The organism is Neisseria sp. P0014.S009 (assembly GCF_051958155.1).
Taxonomy (GTDB): Bacteria; Pseudomonadota; Gammaproteobacteria; order Burkholderiales; family Neisseriaceae; genus Neisseria; species Neisseria flavescens_C.
Genome location: NZ_JBQCVS010000003.1, coordinates 87,671 through 101,523 on the forward strand (window position 1 = coordinate 87,671; position 13,853 = coordinate 101,523).

A 13,853-nucleotide genomic window follows, 5' to 3' on the forward strand; every position below is an offset into this window, starting at 1 on the left:
TTATTCAACTGCTCCGCCATGCTCGATATTATCCACCGCGACAGCCGTACCATCGCCGTCAACAAACCTGCCGGAATGCTGGTGCACCGAAGCTGGTTAGACAAACACGAAACCCGTTTTGCCGTGCAGACCCTGCGCGACCAAATCGGGCAACACGTCTATCCCGTCCACCGCCTCGACCGCCCGACTTCCGGCGTCTTGCTGTTTGCCCTCGATACGGAAGCCGCACGGTTATTGACGCAGCAGTTTGAAAACAAAACTATCGAGAAAACTTATTGGGCGATTGTCCGCGGTTATCTGCCTTCAGACGGCCTGATTGATTACGCCCTCAAATATATGCCCGACAAAATCGCCGAAGCGCAAACCGAAGCCACTTTGCAGGAAGCACAAACCGCCTACCGCTGTCTGGCACAAACCGAGTTGCCGTTCCAATCCGCCCTGCGTTATCCGACCTCGCGTTATTCGTGGGCCGAACTTACGCCGCACACCGGCCGCAAACACCAACTCCGCCGCCATATGAAACACATTTTCCACCCCATCGTCGGCGACACCAACTACGGCGATTTGCGCCAAAACCATGCCGTTGCCGAACATATCGGCACGCAACGCCTGATGTTGCACGCGCGAAGCCTCAGTTTTCAAAGCATAGAAGACGGCAGCCGGATGACCGTACAAGCGCCGATAGACAACGACTGGCGGCTTTGGATGGAAAAATTCAAAATTGAGGCCGTCTGAAAAGCCAAACCGCACATTTTCAGACGGCCCGGTCATGGAAAAAAACAGGCAAATCCCTTACAATACGCCCCTAAAATTTTGAAAGAACACAAGAATCATGGAAGCCGAAGTAATCAACCAGCTTAACAACACCCTAAACGACTTGGAGAAGCGCAGCGAAGACATCCGTGTCTATATGGACTATCAGGGCAAGAAAGACCGATTGGAAGAAGTCATCGGCCTCTCCGAAGACCCGGAACTCTGGAACGACCCCAAACGCGCCCAAGAAATCGGCAAAGAGCGCAAAATCCTCGAAGGCATCGTGGTGGCCCTCGACAACATCGCCACAGGCATCGAAGACAACCGCATGCTGATCGAAATGACCGTCGAAGAAAACGACGAAGAAGGTTTCGCCGCCGTGCAGGAAGATGTGGCCGGTTTGGAAAAACAAATGGCCGACCTCGAATTCAAACGAATGTTCAACCAGCCTGCCGACCCGAACAACTGCTTTATCGATATCACCGCAGGTGCGGGCGGTACCGAAGCCGAAGACTGGGCAGGCATGTTGTTCCGCATGTACAGCCGCTACGCCGAGCGTAAAGGCTTCAAAATCGAAATCCTTGAGGAAGACGACGGCGAAATCGCAGGCATCAACCGCGCCACCATCCGCGTGGAAGGCGAATACGCCTACGGCCTGCTGCGCACCGAAACTGGCGTTCACCGCCTGGTACGCTATTCGCCGTTTGACTCCAACAACAAACGCCACACGTCTTTTTCATCCGTGTTTGTTTACCCCGAAATCGACGACTCCATCGAAATCGAAATCAACCCGGCCGATTTGCGTATCGACACCTACCGCGCATCCGGTGCCGGCGGTCAGCACATTAACAAAACCGACTCCGCCGTGCGTATTACCCACGAGCCGACCGGTATTGTGGTGCAATGTCAAAACGACCGCTCGCAACACGCCAACAAAGCGGCCGCGATGGAAATGTTGAAATCCAAACTGTACGAGTTGGAAATGCGCAAACGCAACGAAGAGAAACAGGCATTGGAAGAAGGCAAATCCGATGTGGGTTGGGGCAGCCAAATCCGCTCATACGTTTTGGATTCCTCACGCATCAAAGACTTGCGTACAGGCTACGAAGTCGGCAACACCAAAGCCGTATTGGACGGCGACTTGGACGGCTTTATCGAAGCCAGCCTGAAACAAGGCGTATAAACCGTAAAACATAAAATGCCGTCTGAAAGATTTCAGACGGCATTTTTCAGTTTGAAAGAAACATTATTTTGCAAATATTAAAACATGTTTTGCAAATGCAAAGATTGGCGGTAATATATAGTTTCTATAAAAATGATTGGTAGGTGCAATAGGCCGTCTGAAGCCTGATCCTGTCCGATATATTAGGAGAACTTATTAAATGTCCGGTCAAAAGCTGTCTTCTGCCGAGAAAACTTTCTTCGGCCATCCTTTGCAATTATCCACCCTATTCCATATTGAGCTGTGGGAGCGTTTTTCCTTCTACGGTATGCAGGGCATCCTGCTGATTTATCTGTATTACACCGCGAGTCAAGGCGGTTTGGGTATGGATAAAGCCTTGGCCGGCGGTATCGTTGGCGCGTACGGCGGCAGCGTTTACCTGTCCACCATTCTCGGTGCATGGTTGGCCGACCGCATTTGGGGTGCGGAGCGTACCCTGTTTATCGCCGGCATCGTCGTGATGACCGGCCATATTTTATTGGCGATTGTGCCGGGTTTGATGGGATTGCTGCTGGGCTTGGTGTTTATCGCGCTGGGCAGCGGCGGCGTGAAATCGTCTGCCGGTTCGATGGTCGGTTCTTTGTATGAACGGGAAGACCTGCGCGAATTGCGCGATGCCGGTTTCTCTATTTTCTATATTTCCATCAATATCGGCGGCTTCTTAGGCCCGTTGTTGACCGGTATTTTGCAAGACAGGATGGGTTTCCATTACGGTTTCGGCGCAGCGGCCGTCGGCATGGCATTCGGCCTGCTGTGGTATTCGCGCGGCCGTAAAAACCTGCCGCATACGCCGGTTCCCAATCCGTTGCGTCCTGAAAAGGTGCAGACCGCCATGGCTGTCGGCGTGTTGCTGGTTTTGGTGTTGGGCAGCGTGATTGCTTCCGGCGCACTCACCCTTGAAAACTTTTCCCGCTGGCTCTTGGGCGTGGTTATCGTTACCGTCGTCGCTTATTTCGCGCGCCTGCTGGGCAGCAGTCACGTTGAAGCGGCCAATAAACGCTATATTGTGGCCTATATTCCGCTGTTTTTGACCATTTGTATGTTCTGGGCGGTTTGGTTTCAGGTGTACACCGTTGCAACGGTTTATTTTGACGAAACGGTGGACCGTACTTTCTTCGGCTTTACCGTGCCTGTTTCATGGAAAGATTCGATACAGGCCATGTGGGTGGTCCTCTTTTCCGGCGTGATGGCGGCGGTGTGGACGAAAATGGGCAAGCGCCAACCTAAAACGCCGTTGAAGTTTGCGCTGGCCATGTTGGTAACCGGCGTCTCTTATTTGTGTTTCATTCCGTATATTTCATCCGGAACCCCGATGCCGATTATCGTGTTTATGCTGGTGTTGCTGGCGATTACGATAGGCGAGTTGATGCTGTCGCCGATTTCGTTGTCGTTCTCCACCAAAATCGCACCGAGCATGTTTAAAACACAAATGGTTGCGTTGAATTTCTTAGCATTGTCCATCGGCTTTACCTTGGGCGGAGTGTTGTTTAAAGACTACTACAATGCTCAGTCGCCATTGGATTTCTACTGGATGCTGGCCACCATCGGCGCAGTAACCTGCGGTATCCTGCTGGTACTTACCCCGGTATTGAATCGCATGCTCAAAGGTGTCGATTGATTTTTCTATTTAAAATAATGTGATGTACACAGGCCGTCTGAAAAGAATCAGTTTTCAGACGGCCTAATGTTTTTATTGAGGTTTGGAAAAGGGTGGTTTTCCATATTTTTGAAGTAAATCGGACAGGCAGAAAATCCGAATTAAATGATACATGATTAAACTGAAATTAAAATTGTGAAATATTAAATAAGAATAAGAATTGTTATCATAACTTTATTGAATTTATTAGGGTTTTTTTGCTGATTTGCTGATATTTACCTTTAAATGGCTTTTGAAATTCGATAAAATGGTAATCTATTTTTAAGATTTGTCTGTCAACCAGTTAGGTACGACCATGTTGGCCAGTTATTTTCCCGTCCTCGTATTCATCCTCGTCGGTCTTGCGGCCGGCGTGCTGTTTATTCTGCTCGGCACAATTTTAGGCCCGAAGCGTCACTATGCCGAAAAAGACGCGGCTTATGAATGCGGTTTTGAAGCCTTTGAAAACGCAAGGATGAAGTTCGACGTGCGCTATTACCTCGTCGCCATCCTCTTCATCCTGTTTGATTTGGAGGTCGCGTTCATGTTGCCGTGGGCAGTGGTATTTAAAGAATTGGGTACATACGGCTTCTGGTCTATGCTGGTGTTTATCGTCGTTTTGACGGTAGGCTTTGTTTACGAATGGAAAAAAGGTGCGCTGGAATGGGAATAGAAGGCGTTTTGAAAAAAGGTTTCATCACCACCAGCGCGGATACGGTGTTGAACTATATGCGTACCGGTTCATTGTGGCCGGTTACTTTCGGCTTGGCCTGCTGCGCCGTGGAAATGATGCATGCGGGTATGGCGCGTTATGACCTTGACCGTTTCGGCATCATTTTCCGTCCGTCCCCACGTCAGGCCGACCTGATGATTGTGGCAGGTACGCTGACCAACAAAATGGCGCCAGCCCTGCGCCGCGTATACGACCAGCTCGCCGAGCCGCGCTGGGTATTGTCTATGGGCTCGTGTGCCAACGGCGGCGGCTATTATCACTACTCTTATTCCGTTGTGCGCGGTGCCGACCGCGTCGTGCCGGTAGACGTTTATGTGCCGGGTTGTCCGCCGACTGCGGAAGCCCTGATCTACGGCCTGATTCAGCTCCAACAAAAAATCAAGCGCACTTCCACCATCGCGCGTGACGAGTAAGGAGAGGACGATATGGCAAGCATTCAAAACTTATACGAGACCGTCATCGGCGTGCTTGGCGATCAAGCAAGCAAAGTCATTTCAGCTTTGGGCGAGATTACCGTCGAGTGTCTGCCTGAGCACTATATTTCAGTCATGACCGCATTGCGCGACCATGAAGAGTTGCATTTCGAGCTTCTGGTTGACTTGTGCGGTGTCGATTACAGCACTTACAAAAACGAAGCATGGCAGGGCAAACGCTTCGCCGTTGTCAGTCAGCTTCTTTCTGTTAAAAACAATCAGCGCATCCGCGTGCGCGTCTGGGTTTCAGACGACGATTTCCCCGTAGTCGAATCCGTAGTCGATATTTACAACAGCGCGGATTGGTACGAACGCGAAGCCTTCGATATGTACGGCATTATGTTCAACAACCACCCGGACTTGCGCCGCATCCTGACCGATTACGGCTTTGTCGGACATCCGTTCCGCAAAGACTTCCCGATTTCCGGCTATGTGGAAATGCGTTACGACGAAGAGCAAAAACGCGTGATTTACCAACCTGTTACCATTGAGCCGCGCGAGATCACGCCGCGTATCGTCCGTGAGGAGAACTACGGTGGCCAATAAATTAAGAAACTACACCATCAACTTCGGCCCGCAACACCCTGCGGCGCACGGCGTATTGCGTATGATTTTGGAGTTGGAGGGCGAAACCATCGTCCGCGCCGACCCGCATATCGGCCTCCTGCACCGCGGTACTGAAAAACTGGCTGAAACCAAAACCTATCTGCAAGCTCTGCCTTATATGGACAGGCTGGACTACGTTTCCATGATGGTCAACGAGCAGGCGTATTGCTTGGTGGTAGAAAAACTTGCCGGAATTGATGTGCCTATCCGCGCCCAATACATCCGCGTCATGTTCGCCGAAGTAACGCGCATCCTCAATCACCTGATGGGCATCGGTTCGCACGCCTTCGACATCGGCGCGATGACCGCCATTCTCTACGCCTTCCGCGATCGCGAAGAGCTGATGGACTTGTACGAAGCCGTGTCCGGCGCGCGTATGCACGCAGCCTACTTCCGTCCCGGCGGTGTTTACCGCGACCTACCCGACTTCATGCCTAAATACGAGAGCAGCAAATTCCGTAACGCCAAAGTATTGAAGCAGCTCAACGAATCCCGTGAAGGCACCATGCTCGACTTTATCGATGCCTTCTGCGAACGTTTCCCAAAAAACATCGATACACTTGAAACCCTCCTGACCGACAACCGTATTTGGAAACAGCGTACCGTCGGCATCGGCGTTGTCACTCCTGAGCGCGCCATGCAAAAAGGCTTTACCGGCGTGATGTTGCGCGGTTCCGGCGTGGAATGGGACGTGCGTAAGACACAGCCTTACGAAGTGTACGACAAAATGGATTTCGACATCCCAGTCGGCGTCAACGGCGACTGCTACGACCGCTACCTCTGTCGCATGGAGGAAATGCGCCAATCCGTCCGCATCATCAAACAATGTTCCGAGTGGTTGCGTGTCAATCCGGGTCCGGTCATTACCACAAACCACAAATTCGCTCCGCCCAAACGTACCGAAATGAAAACAGGTATGGAAGACCTGATTCACCATTTCAAACTCTTTACCGAGGGTATGCACGTTCCCGAGGGCGAGAGCTACACCGCTGTCGAACATCCGAAAGGCGAGTTCGGCGTTTACATCATTTCAGACGGCGCAAACAAACCCTACCGCCTGAAAATCCGCGCACCCGGCTTCGCCCACCTGCAAGGCATGGACGAAATGGCAAAAGGCCACATGCTGGCCGACGTCGTTGCCATCATCGGTACGCAGGACATCGTATTCGGGGAGGTTGACCGATAATGTTATCCGCAGAATCTTTAAAACAAATTGACATCGAGTTGGCAAAATATCCTGCCGACCAACGCCGCTCCGCCATTATGGGCGCATTGCGTATTGCCCAGACTGAAAAAGGCTGGCTTGCTCCCGAGACCATCGCCTTTGTCGCAGACTATATCGGCATCTCGCCTGCACAAGCCTACGAAGTCGCTACTTTCTACAATATGTACGACCTTGAGCCTGTCGGTAAATACAAACTGACCGTTTGTACCAACCTGCCCTGCGCCCTGCGCGGCGGTATGGCGACCGGCGAATACCTCAAACAAAAACTCGGTATCGGCTACGGCGAAACCACGCCCGACGGCAAATTTACCCTTGTCGAAGGCGAATGCATGGGCGCATGCGGCGACGCTCCGGTCATGCTGGTCAACAACCACAGCATGTGCAGCTTTATGACCGAAGAAGCAATTGACAAGAAACTTGCCGAACTGAAATAAAAGGCCGTCTGAAACTTTTCGATAAGGAAGGCTTTAAATTATGAGAAAAGTTATTTTAGCTATTTCATTATTTGTTGCTACAACCAATTATGCGTTTGCAGATTTTACAGATAGTGAAGCCAACGAAATTATTTCTCAATTTTATAAGCAGTATGTTTTTGGTAACGAAGAATTAGGTGTCGATGCGCAACGTTTCGGGACATCTCGCTTTTTGAAAAAATTAGAACGTGCTTATAGTGCTGAATATGATTGTGAAGATGCTCCTTGTTATGGCACTTGGGAACTACGGACAGAAGCGCAAGATGGTGACGGCACGAGTATTTTATCTAATATCCAGCCTATTATTAAAAATAAAGGTTGGTACCGTGTGAGTTATCGAGACATGGGGCACAAAGGCGTTACTGATGTAAAAGTTGTAGAAAAAAATGGCATTATCAAATTGGATGATTATAAGCGTGTACGCTAAATAAATTTTCCGGTTACCTGAAAATAAAAAAGAAACCCTAAAAGTTAAGTTAGGCAAAACCAAAAATGGCTATTTACCAATCAGGCGTGATTTTTGACCAAGTGGATACCGCCAATCCCGATTGCTGGACATTGGACGAATACGTCAAACGTGGCGGTTATACCGCCCTGCGTAAAATCCTGTCCGAAAACATCTCGCAAACCGATGTGATTGACGAAGTCAAAACCTCTGGCTTGCGCGGTCGTGGCGGTGCGGGCTTCCCGACCGGTTTGAAATGGAGCTTTATGCCCCGTTCCTTCCCGGGCGAGAAATATGTGGTTTGCAACACCGACGAAGGCGAGCCGGGTACATTTAAAGACCGTGACATCATCATGTTCAATCCTCATGCACTGATTGAAGGCATGATTATTGCCGGTTACGCGATGGGCGCGAAAGCCGGCTACAACTACATCCACGGCGAAATTTTCGAAGGCTACCAACGTTTTGAAGTCGCTTTGGAGCAGGCGCGTGCCGCAGGCTTTTTGGGTAAAAATATTTTGGGTTCGGATTTTGAATTTGAACTCTTTGCCCACCACGGCTACGGCGCATATATTTGCGGCGAAGAAACCGCATTGCTCGAATCGTTGGAAGGCAAAAAAGGCCAACCTCGCTTTAAACCACCATTCCCTGCTTCGTTCGGCCTCTACGGCAAACCGACTACCATCAACAATACCGAAACGTTCTCCTCCGTTCCATTCATTATCCGTGACGGCGGACAGGCGTTTGCCGATAAAGGTATTCCGAATGCAGGTGGTACCAAATTATTCTGTATTTCCGGTCATGTCGAGCGTCCGGGCAACTATGAAGTGCCATTGGGTACGCCGTTTGCCGAAGTTCTGAAAATGGCGGGCGGTATGCGCGGCGGTAAAAAACTCAAGGCCGTTATTCCCGGCGGTTCGTCCGCGCCCGTGTTGCCTGCCGATATCATGATGCAGACTAATATGGACTATGACTCGATTTCCAAAGCAGGCTCGATGCTGGGTTCCGGCGCGATTATCGTCATGGACGAAGACGTGTGTATGGTGAAAGCCCTTGAGCGCCTGAGCTACTTCTACTACGACGAGTCTTGCGGCCAATGTACGCCTTGCCGAGAAGGTACGGGCTGGCTTTACCGCATCGTCCACCGCATCGTAGAAGGCAAAGGCCGCATGGAAGACTTGGATCTGCTGGATTCTGTCGGTAACCAAATGGCAGGCCGCACTATCTGCGCCCTTGCCGATGCCGCCGTCTTCCCTGTCCGCAGCTTTATCAAGCATTTCCGTGATGAGTTTGTGCATTACATCGAACACGGCGGACCGATGAAACCGAATAAGTGGTGCTAAGTTTTCAGACGGCCTCTAAAAGAATTATTTATTAAATACCCGTAACTAGGAACGAACCATGTTACAAATCGAAATCGACGGCAAACAGGTATCTGTGGAGCAGGGCGCGACGGTGATTGAAGCCGCGCACAAGCTCGGTACTTATATTCCGCATTTCTGTTACCACAAAAAACTTTCCATCGCCGCCAACTGCCGTATGTGTCTGGTGGACGTGGAAAAAGCTCCTAAACCCCTGCCCGCCTGTGCCACGCCGGTTACAGACGGCATGATTGTGCGTACGCATTCGGCAAAAGCCCGAGAGGCGCAAGAAGGCGTGATGGAGTTCCTGCTCATCAACCATCCGCTTGATTGTCCGACCTGCGACCAAGGCGGCGAATGCCAGTTGCAGGATTTGGCGATGGGCTACGGCAAAACTACCAGCCGTTATACCGAAGAAAAACGTTCTGTCGTCGGCAAAGACATGGGTCCTTTGGTTTCCGCCGAGGAAATGAGCCGTTGTATCCACTGTACCCGTTGCGTTCGTTTCACTGAAGAAATCGCCGGCGTGCAAGAAATCGCCATGGCCAACCGCGGCGAACATTCCGAGATCATGCCTTTTATCGGCAAAGCAGTGGAAACCGAATTGTCGGGCAACGTCATCGATTTGTGCCCCGTCGGCGCGCTGACCAGTAAACCGTTCCGCTTCAACGCGCGTACTTGGGAGCTGAACCGCCGCAAATCCGTTTCCGCCCATGATGCTTTGGGCAGCAACCTGATTGTGCAAACCAAAGACCATACCGTCCGCCGCGTGTTACCGTTGGAAAACGAAGCCATTAACGAATGCTGGCTGTCCGACCGCGACCGTTTCGCCTACGAAGGTCTGTATCACGAAAGTCGTCTGAGAAACCCGAAAATCAAACAGGGCGGCGAGTGGATGGACGTGGATTGGAAAACCGCGTTGGAATATGTCCGCAGCGCGATTGAATGTATCGCCAAAGACGGTAACCAAAACCAAGTCGGCATTTGGGCCAATCCGATGAATACGGTTGAAGAGCTGTATCTGGCCAAAAAACTTGCCGACGGCTTGGGTGTTAAAAACTTTGCAACCCGTTTGCGCCAACAGGACAAACGTCTTTCAGACGGCCTTAAAGGTGCGCAATGGTTGGGACAAGGCATTGAATCTTTGGCTGACAACGATGCCGTATTGGTAGTCGGCGCGAACCTGCGCAAAGAACAGCCGCTTCTGACCGCCCGCCTGCGCCGCGCCGCCAAAGACCGCATGGCTTTGAGCGTATTGGCCAGCAGTAAAGAAGAATTGTTTATGCCGCTTCTGTCTCAAGAAGCCGCACATCCCGACGAATGGGCAGGCCGTCTGAAAAACCTGTCTGCGAATGCGGAACACGCCGTTACCGCCAGCCTGAAAAACGCTGAAAAAGCAGCGGTGATTTTGGGAGCGGAAGTGCAAAACCATCCTGATTACGCCGCCATTTATGCCGCCGCGCAAGAGCTGGCAGACGCGACCGGCGCAGTGCTGGGCATTTTGCCGCAAGCCGCCAACAGCGTCGGTGCTGACGTTTTGGGCGTGAACTCGGGCGAGAGCGTTGTCGAAATGGCAAATGCGCCGAAACAGGCAGTCTTGCTGCTCAACGTCGAGCCTGAAATCGATACGGTTGACGGTGCAAAAGCCGTGGCCGCATTGAAACAGGCGAAAAGCGTGATGGCGTTTACGCCGTTTGTCAGCGAAACGCTGCTGGATGTGTGCGACGTATTGTTGCCGATTGCGCCGTTTACCGAAACCTCGGGCAGCTTCATCAATATGGAAGGCCGTCTGCAATCTTTCCACGGCGTGGTACAAGGCTTCGGCGATTCGCGTCCGATGTGGAAAGTGTTGCGCGTATTGGGCAACCTGTTTGATCTGAAAGGTTTTGAATACCACGATACCGCTGCGATTCTGAAAGATGCGCTGGATACAGAAAGCCTGCCGTCCAAACTGGACAACCGCAGCACATGGACAGGGGAGGGCGTTCAGACGGCCTCAGACCGCCTCGTCCGTGTCGGCGGCGTCGGTATTTATCACACTGATGCTATCGTGCGCCGTTCCGCACCGTTGCAAGAAACCAGCCATGCCGCCGTGCCTGCCGCGCGCGTAAATCCGAACACATTGGCACGCTTGGGCCTGCAAGACGGACAAACCGCTGTCGCCAAACAAAACGGCGCAAGCGTATCGGTTGTAGTCAAAGCCGATGCCGGTTTGCCTGAAAACGTGGTGCATCTGCCGCTGCATACCGAAAATGCCGCGCTGGGTGCGTTGATGGACACTATTGAACTGGCGGGAGCTTGATCATGCAAGAATGGTTCCAAAACCTCTTTGCCGCAACGCTCGGTCTGGGCGATTTGGGTATCACCGTAGGTTTGGTGGTATCCGTCATCGTCAAAATCGTGATTATCCTGATTCCGCTGATTCTGACCGTTGCCTACCTGACGTATTTCGAACGTAAAGTCATCGGCTTTATGCAGCTTCGCGTCGGCCCGAACGTGACCGGCCCGTGGGGTCTGATTCAGCCGTTTGCCGATGTGTTCAAACTCTTGTTTAAAGAGGTAACCCGTCCGAAGCTGTCAAACAAAGCCCTGTTCTACATCGGCCCGATTATGTCGCTCGCCCCGTCTTTTGCGGCGTGGGCAGTGATTCCGTTCAACGAAGAATGGGTGCTGACCAATATCAATATCGGCCTTTTGTACATCCTGATGATTACCTCGCTGTCGGTTTACGGCGTGATCATTGCGGGCTGGGCTTCCAACTCCAAATATTCGTTCTTGGGCGCAATGCGTGCTTCCGCACAAAGCATTTCCTACGAAATTGCCATGAGTGCCGCGCTGGTGTGCGTCGTGATGGTATCGGGCAGCATGAACTTCTCCGACATCGTTGCCGCACAAGCCAAAGGTATTGCCGGCGGTTCCGTATTCTCTTGGAACTGGCTGCCGCTCTTCCCCATCTTCATCGTCTATCTGATTTCCGCCGTTGCCGAAACCAACCGCGCGCCGTTTGACGTGGCAGAGGGCGAATCCGAAATCGTTGCCGGTCACCACGTTGAATACTCCGGCTTCGCATTCGCGCTGTTCTTCCTTGCCGAATACATTTTCATGATTCTGATTGCCGCGCTGACATCACTGATGTTCCTCGGCGGCTGGTTGTCTCCGTTTCCACAAAGCTGGGGCTTTATCGGTGCACCTTCCGCATTCTGGATGTTTGTGAAAATGGCGGCGGTGCTGTACTGGTACCTGTGGATCCGTGCAACCTTCCCACGCTACCGTTACGACCAAATCATGCGTTTGGGCTGGAAAGTGCTGATTCCGATCGGCTTCGCCTACATCGTGATTTTGGGCGTGTGGATGATTTCGCCGCTGAATTTGTGGAAATAAGTTTCAGACGGCATCTTGAGGCCGTCTGAACAAAGTGATTTTGAATACCTAACGAAATCCCTGTTTTGAGGGAACATAATATGGCTAACTTAGTAAAAACCTTTCTGCTTGGCGAATTGGTAAAAGGCTTGGGCGTAACGCTCAAAAACTTTTTTGCCCGCAAAGACACAATTTATTTCCCCGAAGAGAAAACGCCGCAATCCGTGCGTTTCCGTGGCTTGCACGCGCAACGCCGTTATCCGAACGGCGAAGAGCGCTGTATTGCGTGTAAATTGTGTGAGGCAGTTTGTCCGGCAATGGCGATTAACATCGAATCGGAAGAACGCGAAGACGGCACCCGCCGCACCAAGCGTTACGACATCGACCTGACCAAGTGCATCTTCTGCGGTTTCTGCGAAGAGGCCTGCCCGACCGATGCGATTGTGGAAACCCATATTTTTGAATACCACGGCGAGAAAAAAGGCGACTTGCACATGACCAAGCCGATTCTTTTGGCCATTGGCGATAAATACGAAGCTGAAATCGCCAAACGCAAAGCCGCTGACGCGCCGTATCGTTAAGGAGCAGACGAATGACTTTTTCCGCGATTCTGTTCTATATCCTTGCCGCCATCGTTTTGTACGGTGCGGTTCGTACCGTTACCGCTAAAAACCCTGTTCACGCCGCTTTGCATCTGGTGCTGACCTTCTGCGTGAGCGCGATGCTTTGGATGCTGATGCAGGCCGAATTCTTGGGTGTGACGCTGGTGGTGGTTTACGTCGGCGCCGTGATGGTGTTGTTCCTGTTCGTCGTGATGATGTTGAACATCGACATTGAAGAAATGCGCGCCGGTTTCTGGCGTCATGCGCCGGTTGCCGGCGTGGTCGGCACATTGTTGGCGGTTGCCCTGATTCTGATTTTGGTCAACCCGAAAACCGACCTGGCCGCATTTGGTCTGATGAAAGACATTCCCGCCGATTACAACAATATCCGTGATTTGGGCAGCCGTATTTATACCGAATACCTGTTGCCGTTTGAATTGGCGGCGGTATTGCTGCTGTTGGGCATGGTGGCCGCGATTGCGCTGGTTCACCGTAAAACCACCAATCCGAAACGCATGGATCCTGCCGACCAAGTTAAAGTACGCGCCGATCAAGGCCGTATGCGTTTGGTGAAAATGGAAGCGGTCAAACCGCAAGTCGAATCTGCCGAAGAAAGCGAAGTTTCAGACGGCCTCAAGCCGGAAGGGGAGGGCAAAGCATGATTACCTTGACGCATTATCTGGTATTGGGTGCGCTCCTGTTCGGTATCAGCGCAATGGGTATCTTTATGAACCGCAAAAATGTGCTGGTATTGCTGATGTCGATCGAGCTGATGCTCTTGGCGGTGAACTTCAACTTTATCGCCTTCTCGCAACATTTGGGCGATACCGCCGGACAAATTTTCGTATTCTTCGTACTGACTGTTGCCGCTGCCGAATCCGCCATCGGTTTGGCGATTATGGTATTGGTGTACCGTAACAGAAAAACAATCAACGTTGCCGATTTGGATGAGTTGAAAGGGTAA

At 51.6% G+C, this 13,853-nt stretch carries 15 protein-coding genes; all 15 read left to right on the top strand.

Annotated features, from left to right (window positions below; genetic code table 11):
- The first annotated feature begins 18 nt into the window (after positions 1-18).
- The 15 genes from truC (at position 19) to nuoK (ending at position 13,853) form a co-directional block, all read left to right on the top strand.
- Complete coding sequence (gene truC, locus ACTHS4_RS03800; RefSeq protein ID WP_440365521.1) at positions 19-735, top strand: tRNA pseudouridine(65) synthase TruC; 717 nt, start codon at positions 19-21, stop codon at positions 733-735.
- A 97-nt stretch (positions 736-832) separates the two neighbouring features.
- On the top strand, positions 833-1,936 hold the full coding sequence (prfB, locus tag ACTHS4_RS03805) for a peptide chain release factor 2 (protein WP_070826724.1): 1,104 nt from the start codon (positions 833-835) through the stop codon (positions 1,934-1,936).
- Between the two features lie 199 nt (positions 1,937-2,135).
- Complete coding sequence (locus tag ACTHS4_RS03810; protein WP_070826725.1) at positions 2,136-3,593, top strand: oligopeptide:H+ symporter; 1,458 nt, start codon at positions 2,136-2,138, stop codon at positions 3,591-3,593.
- Positions 3,594-3,927: 334 nt separating this feature from the next.
- Positions 3,928-4,284: an NADH-quinone oxidoreductase subunit A gene (locus ACTHS4_RS03815; protein WP_070826726.1), complete on the top strand. Its 357-nt coding sequence runs from the start codon at positions 3,928-3,930 to the stop codon at positions 4,282-4,284.
- Positions 4,275-4,757 carry a NuoB/complex I 20 kDa subunit family protein gene (locus ACTHS4_RS03820; protein ID WP_002215610.1) on the top strand — a complete coding sequence of 161 codons (483 nt, stop codon included), beginning with the start codon at positions 4,275-4,277 and terminating at the stop codon, positions 4,755-4,757. The genes ACTHS4_RS03815 and ACTHS4_RS03820 overlap by 10 nt, the downstream gene beginning before the upstream one ends.
- A 12-nt stretch (positions 4,758-4,769) precedes the next feature.
- On the top strand, positions 4,770-5,363 hold the full coding sequence (locus ACTHS4_RS03825; protein WP_440365522.1) for an NADH-quinone oxidoreductase subunit C: 594 nt from the start codon (positions 4,770-4,772) through the stop codon (positions 5,361-5,363).
- A complete protein-coding gene (gene nuoD, locus ACTHS4_RS03830; protein ID WP_070826728.1) occupies positions 5,353-6,609 on the top strand; it encodes an NADH dehydrogenase (quinone) subunit D in 1,257 nt (418 codons plus the stop codon). Before ACTHS4_RS03825 ends, nuoD begins: the two co-directional genes overlap by 11 nt.
- On the top strand, positions 6,609-7,082 hold the full coding sequence (gene nuoE / locus ACTHS4_RS03835) for an NADH-quinone oxidoreductase subunit NuoE (protein WP_049332996.1): 474 nt from the start codon (positions 6,609-6,611) through the stop codon (positions 7,080-7,082). The genes nuoD and nuoE overlap by 1 nt, the downstream gene beginning before the upstream one ends.
- 40 nt (positions 7,083-7,122) lie before the next feature.
- Positions 7,123-7,548, top strand: a complete 426-nt coding sequence (locus tag ACTHS4_RS03840; RefSeq protein ID WP_070826729.1) for a hypothetical protein — start codon at positions 7,123-7,125, stop codon at positions 7,546-7,548.
- A 65-nt stretch (positions 7,549-7,613) separates the two neighbouring features.
- Positions 7,614-8,909 (top strand): NADH-quinone oxidoreductase subunit NuoF, encoded by a 1,296-nt coding sequence (gene nuoF / locus ACTHS4_RS03845; protein ID WP_070826731.1) that lies wholly within the window; start codon positions 7,614-7,616, stop codon positions 8,907-8,909.
- Between the two features lie 58 nt (positions 8,910-8,967).
- The gene (nuoG, locus tag ACTHS4_RS03850) at positions 8,968-11,229 is read left to right on the top strand and encodes an NADH-quinone oxidoreductase subunit NuoG (RefSeq protein WP_070826732.1); all 2,262 of its coding nucleotides are present in this window, start codon (positions 8,968-8,970) and stop codon (positions 11,227-11,229) included.
- A 2-nt stretch (positions 11,230-11,231) separates the two neighbouring features.
- On the top strand, positions 11,232-12,308 hold the full coding sequence (nuoH, locus tag ACTHS4_RS03855; protein WP_003676991.1) for an NADH-quinone oxidoreductase subunit NuoH: 1,077 nt from the start codon (positions 11,232-11,234) through the stop codon (positions 12,306-12,308).
- An 80-nt stretch (positions 12,309-12,388) separates the two neighbouring features.
- Entirely contained in the window at positions 12,389-12,868 is a 480-nt protein-coding gene (gene nuoI, locus ACTHS4_RS03860; protein WP_002218650.1) for an NADH-quinone oxidoreductase subunit NuoI, read from the top strand.
- A gap of 11 nt (positions 12,869-12,879) precedes the next feature.
- Positions 12,880-13,551 (top strand): NADH-quinone oxidoreductase subunit J, encoded by a 672-nt coding sequence (locus ACTHS4_RS03865; protein WP_049332989.1) that lies wholly within the window; start codon positions 12,880-12,882, stop codon positions 13,549-13,551.
- The gene (gene nuoK / locus ACTHS4_RS03870) at positions 13,548-13,853 is read left to right on the top strand and encodes an NADH-quinone oxidoreductase subunit NuoK (RefSeq protein ID WP_003759427.1); all 306 of its coding nucleotides are present in this window, start codon (positions 13,548-13,550) and stop codon (positions 13,851-13,853) included. Before ACTHS4_RS03865 ends, nuoK begins: the two co-directional genes overlap by 4 nt.

What these genes read in the sequence shown, in the direction of transcription:
- truC (WP_440365521.1), top strand. Translation starts at nt 19, where the DNA reads ATGCTCGATATTATCCACCGCGACAGCCGTACCATCGCCGTCAACAAA.
- prfB (WP_070826724.1), top strand. Translation starts at nt 833, where the DNA reads ATGGAAGCCGAAGTAATCAACCAGCTTAACAACACCCTAAACGACTTG.
- ACTHS4_RS03810 (WP_070826725.1), top strand. Translation starts at nt 2,136, where the DNA reads ATGTCCGGTCAAAAGCTGTCTTCTGCCGAGAAAACTTTCTTCGGCCAT.
- ACTHS4_RS03815 (WP_070826726.1), top strand. Translation starts at nt 3,928, where the DNA reads ATGTTGGCCAGTTATTTTCCCGTCCTCGTATTCATCCTCGTCGGTCTT.
- ACTHS4_RS03820 (WP_002215610.1), top strand. Translation starts at nt 4,275, where the DNA reads ATGGGAATAGAAGGCGTTTTGAAAAAAGGTTTCATCACCACCAGCGCG.
- ACTHS4_RS03825 (WP_440365522.1), top strand. Translation starts at nt 4,770, where the DNA reads ATGGCAAGCATTCAAAACTTATACGAGACCGTCATCGGCGTGCTTGGC.
- nuoE (WP_049332996.1), top strand. Translation starts at nt 6,609, where the DNA reads ATGTTATCCGCAGAATCTTTAAAACAAATTGACATCGAGTTGGCAAAA.
- ACTHS4_RS03840 (WP_070826729.1), top strand. Translation starts at nt 7,123, where the DNA reads ATGAGAAAAGTTATTTTAGCTATTTCATTATTTGTTGCTACAACCAAT.
- nuoF (WP_070826731.1), top strand. Translation starts at nt 7,614, where the DNA reads ATGGCTATTTACCAATCAGGCGTGATTTTTGACCAAGTGGATACCGCC.
- nuoG (WP_070826732.1), top strand. Translation starts at nt 8,968, where the DNA reads ATGTTACAAATCGAAATCGACGGCAAACAGGTATCTGTGGAGCAGGGC.
- nuoH (WP_003676991.1), top strand. Translation starts at nt 11,232, where the DNA reads ATGCAAGAATGGTTCCAAAACCTCTTTGCCGCAACGCTCGGTCTGGGC.
- nuoI (WP_002218650.1), top strand. Translation starts at nt 12,389, where the DNA reads ATGGCTAACTTAGTAAAAACCTTTCTGCTTGGCGAATTGGTAAAAGGC.
- ACTHS4_RS03865 (WP_049332989.1), top strand. Translation starts at nt 12,880, where the DNA reads ATGACTTTTTCCGCGATTCTGTTCTATATCCTTGCCGCCATCGTTTTG.
- nuoK (WP_003759427.1), top strand. Translation starts at nt 13,548, where the DNA reads ATGATTACCTTGACGCATTATCTGGTATTGGGTGCGCTCCTGTTCGGT.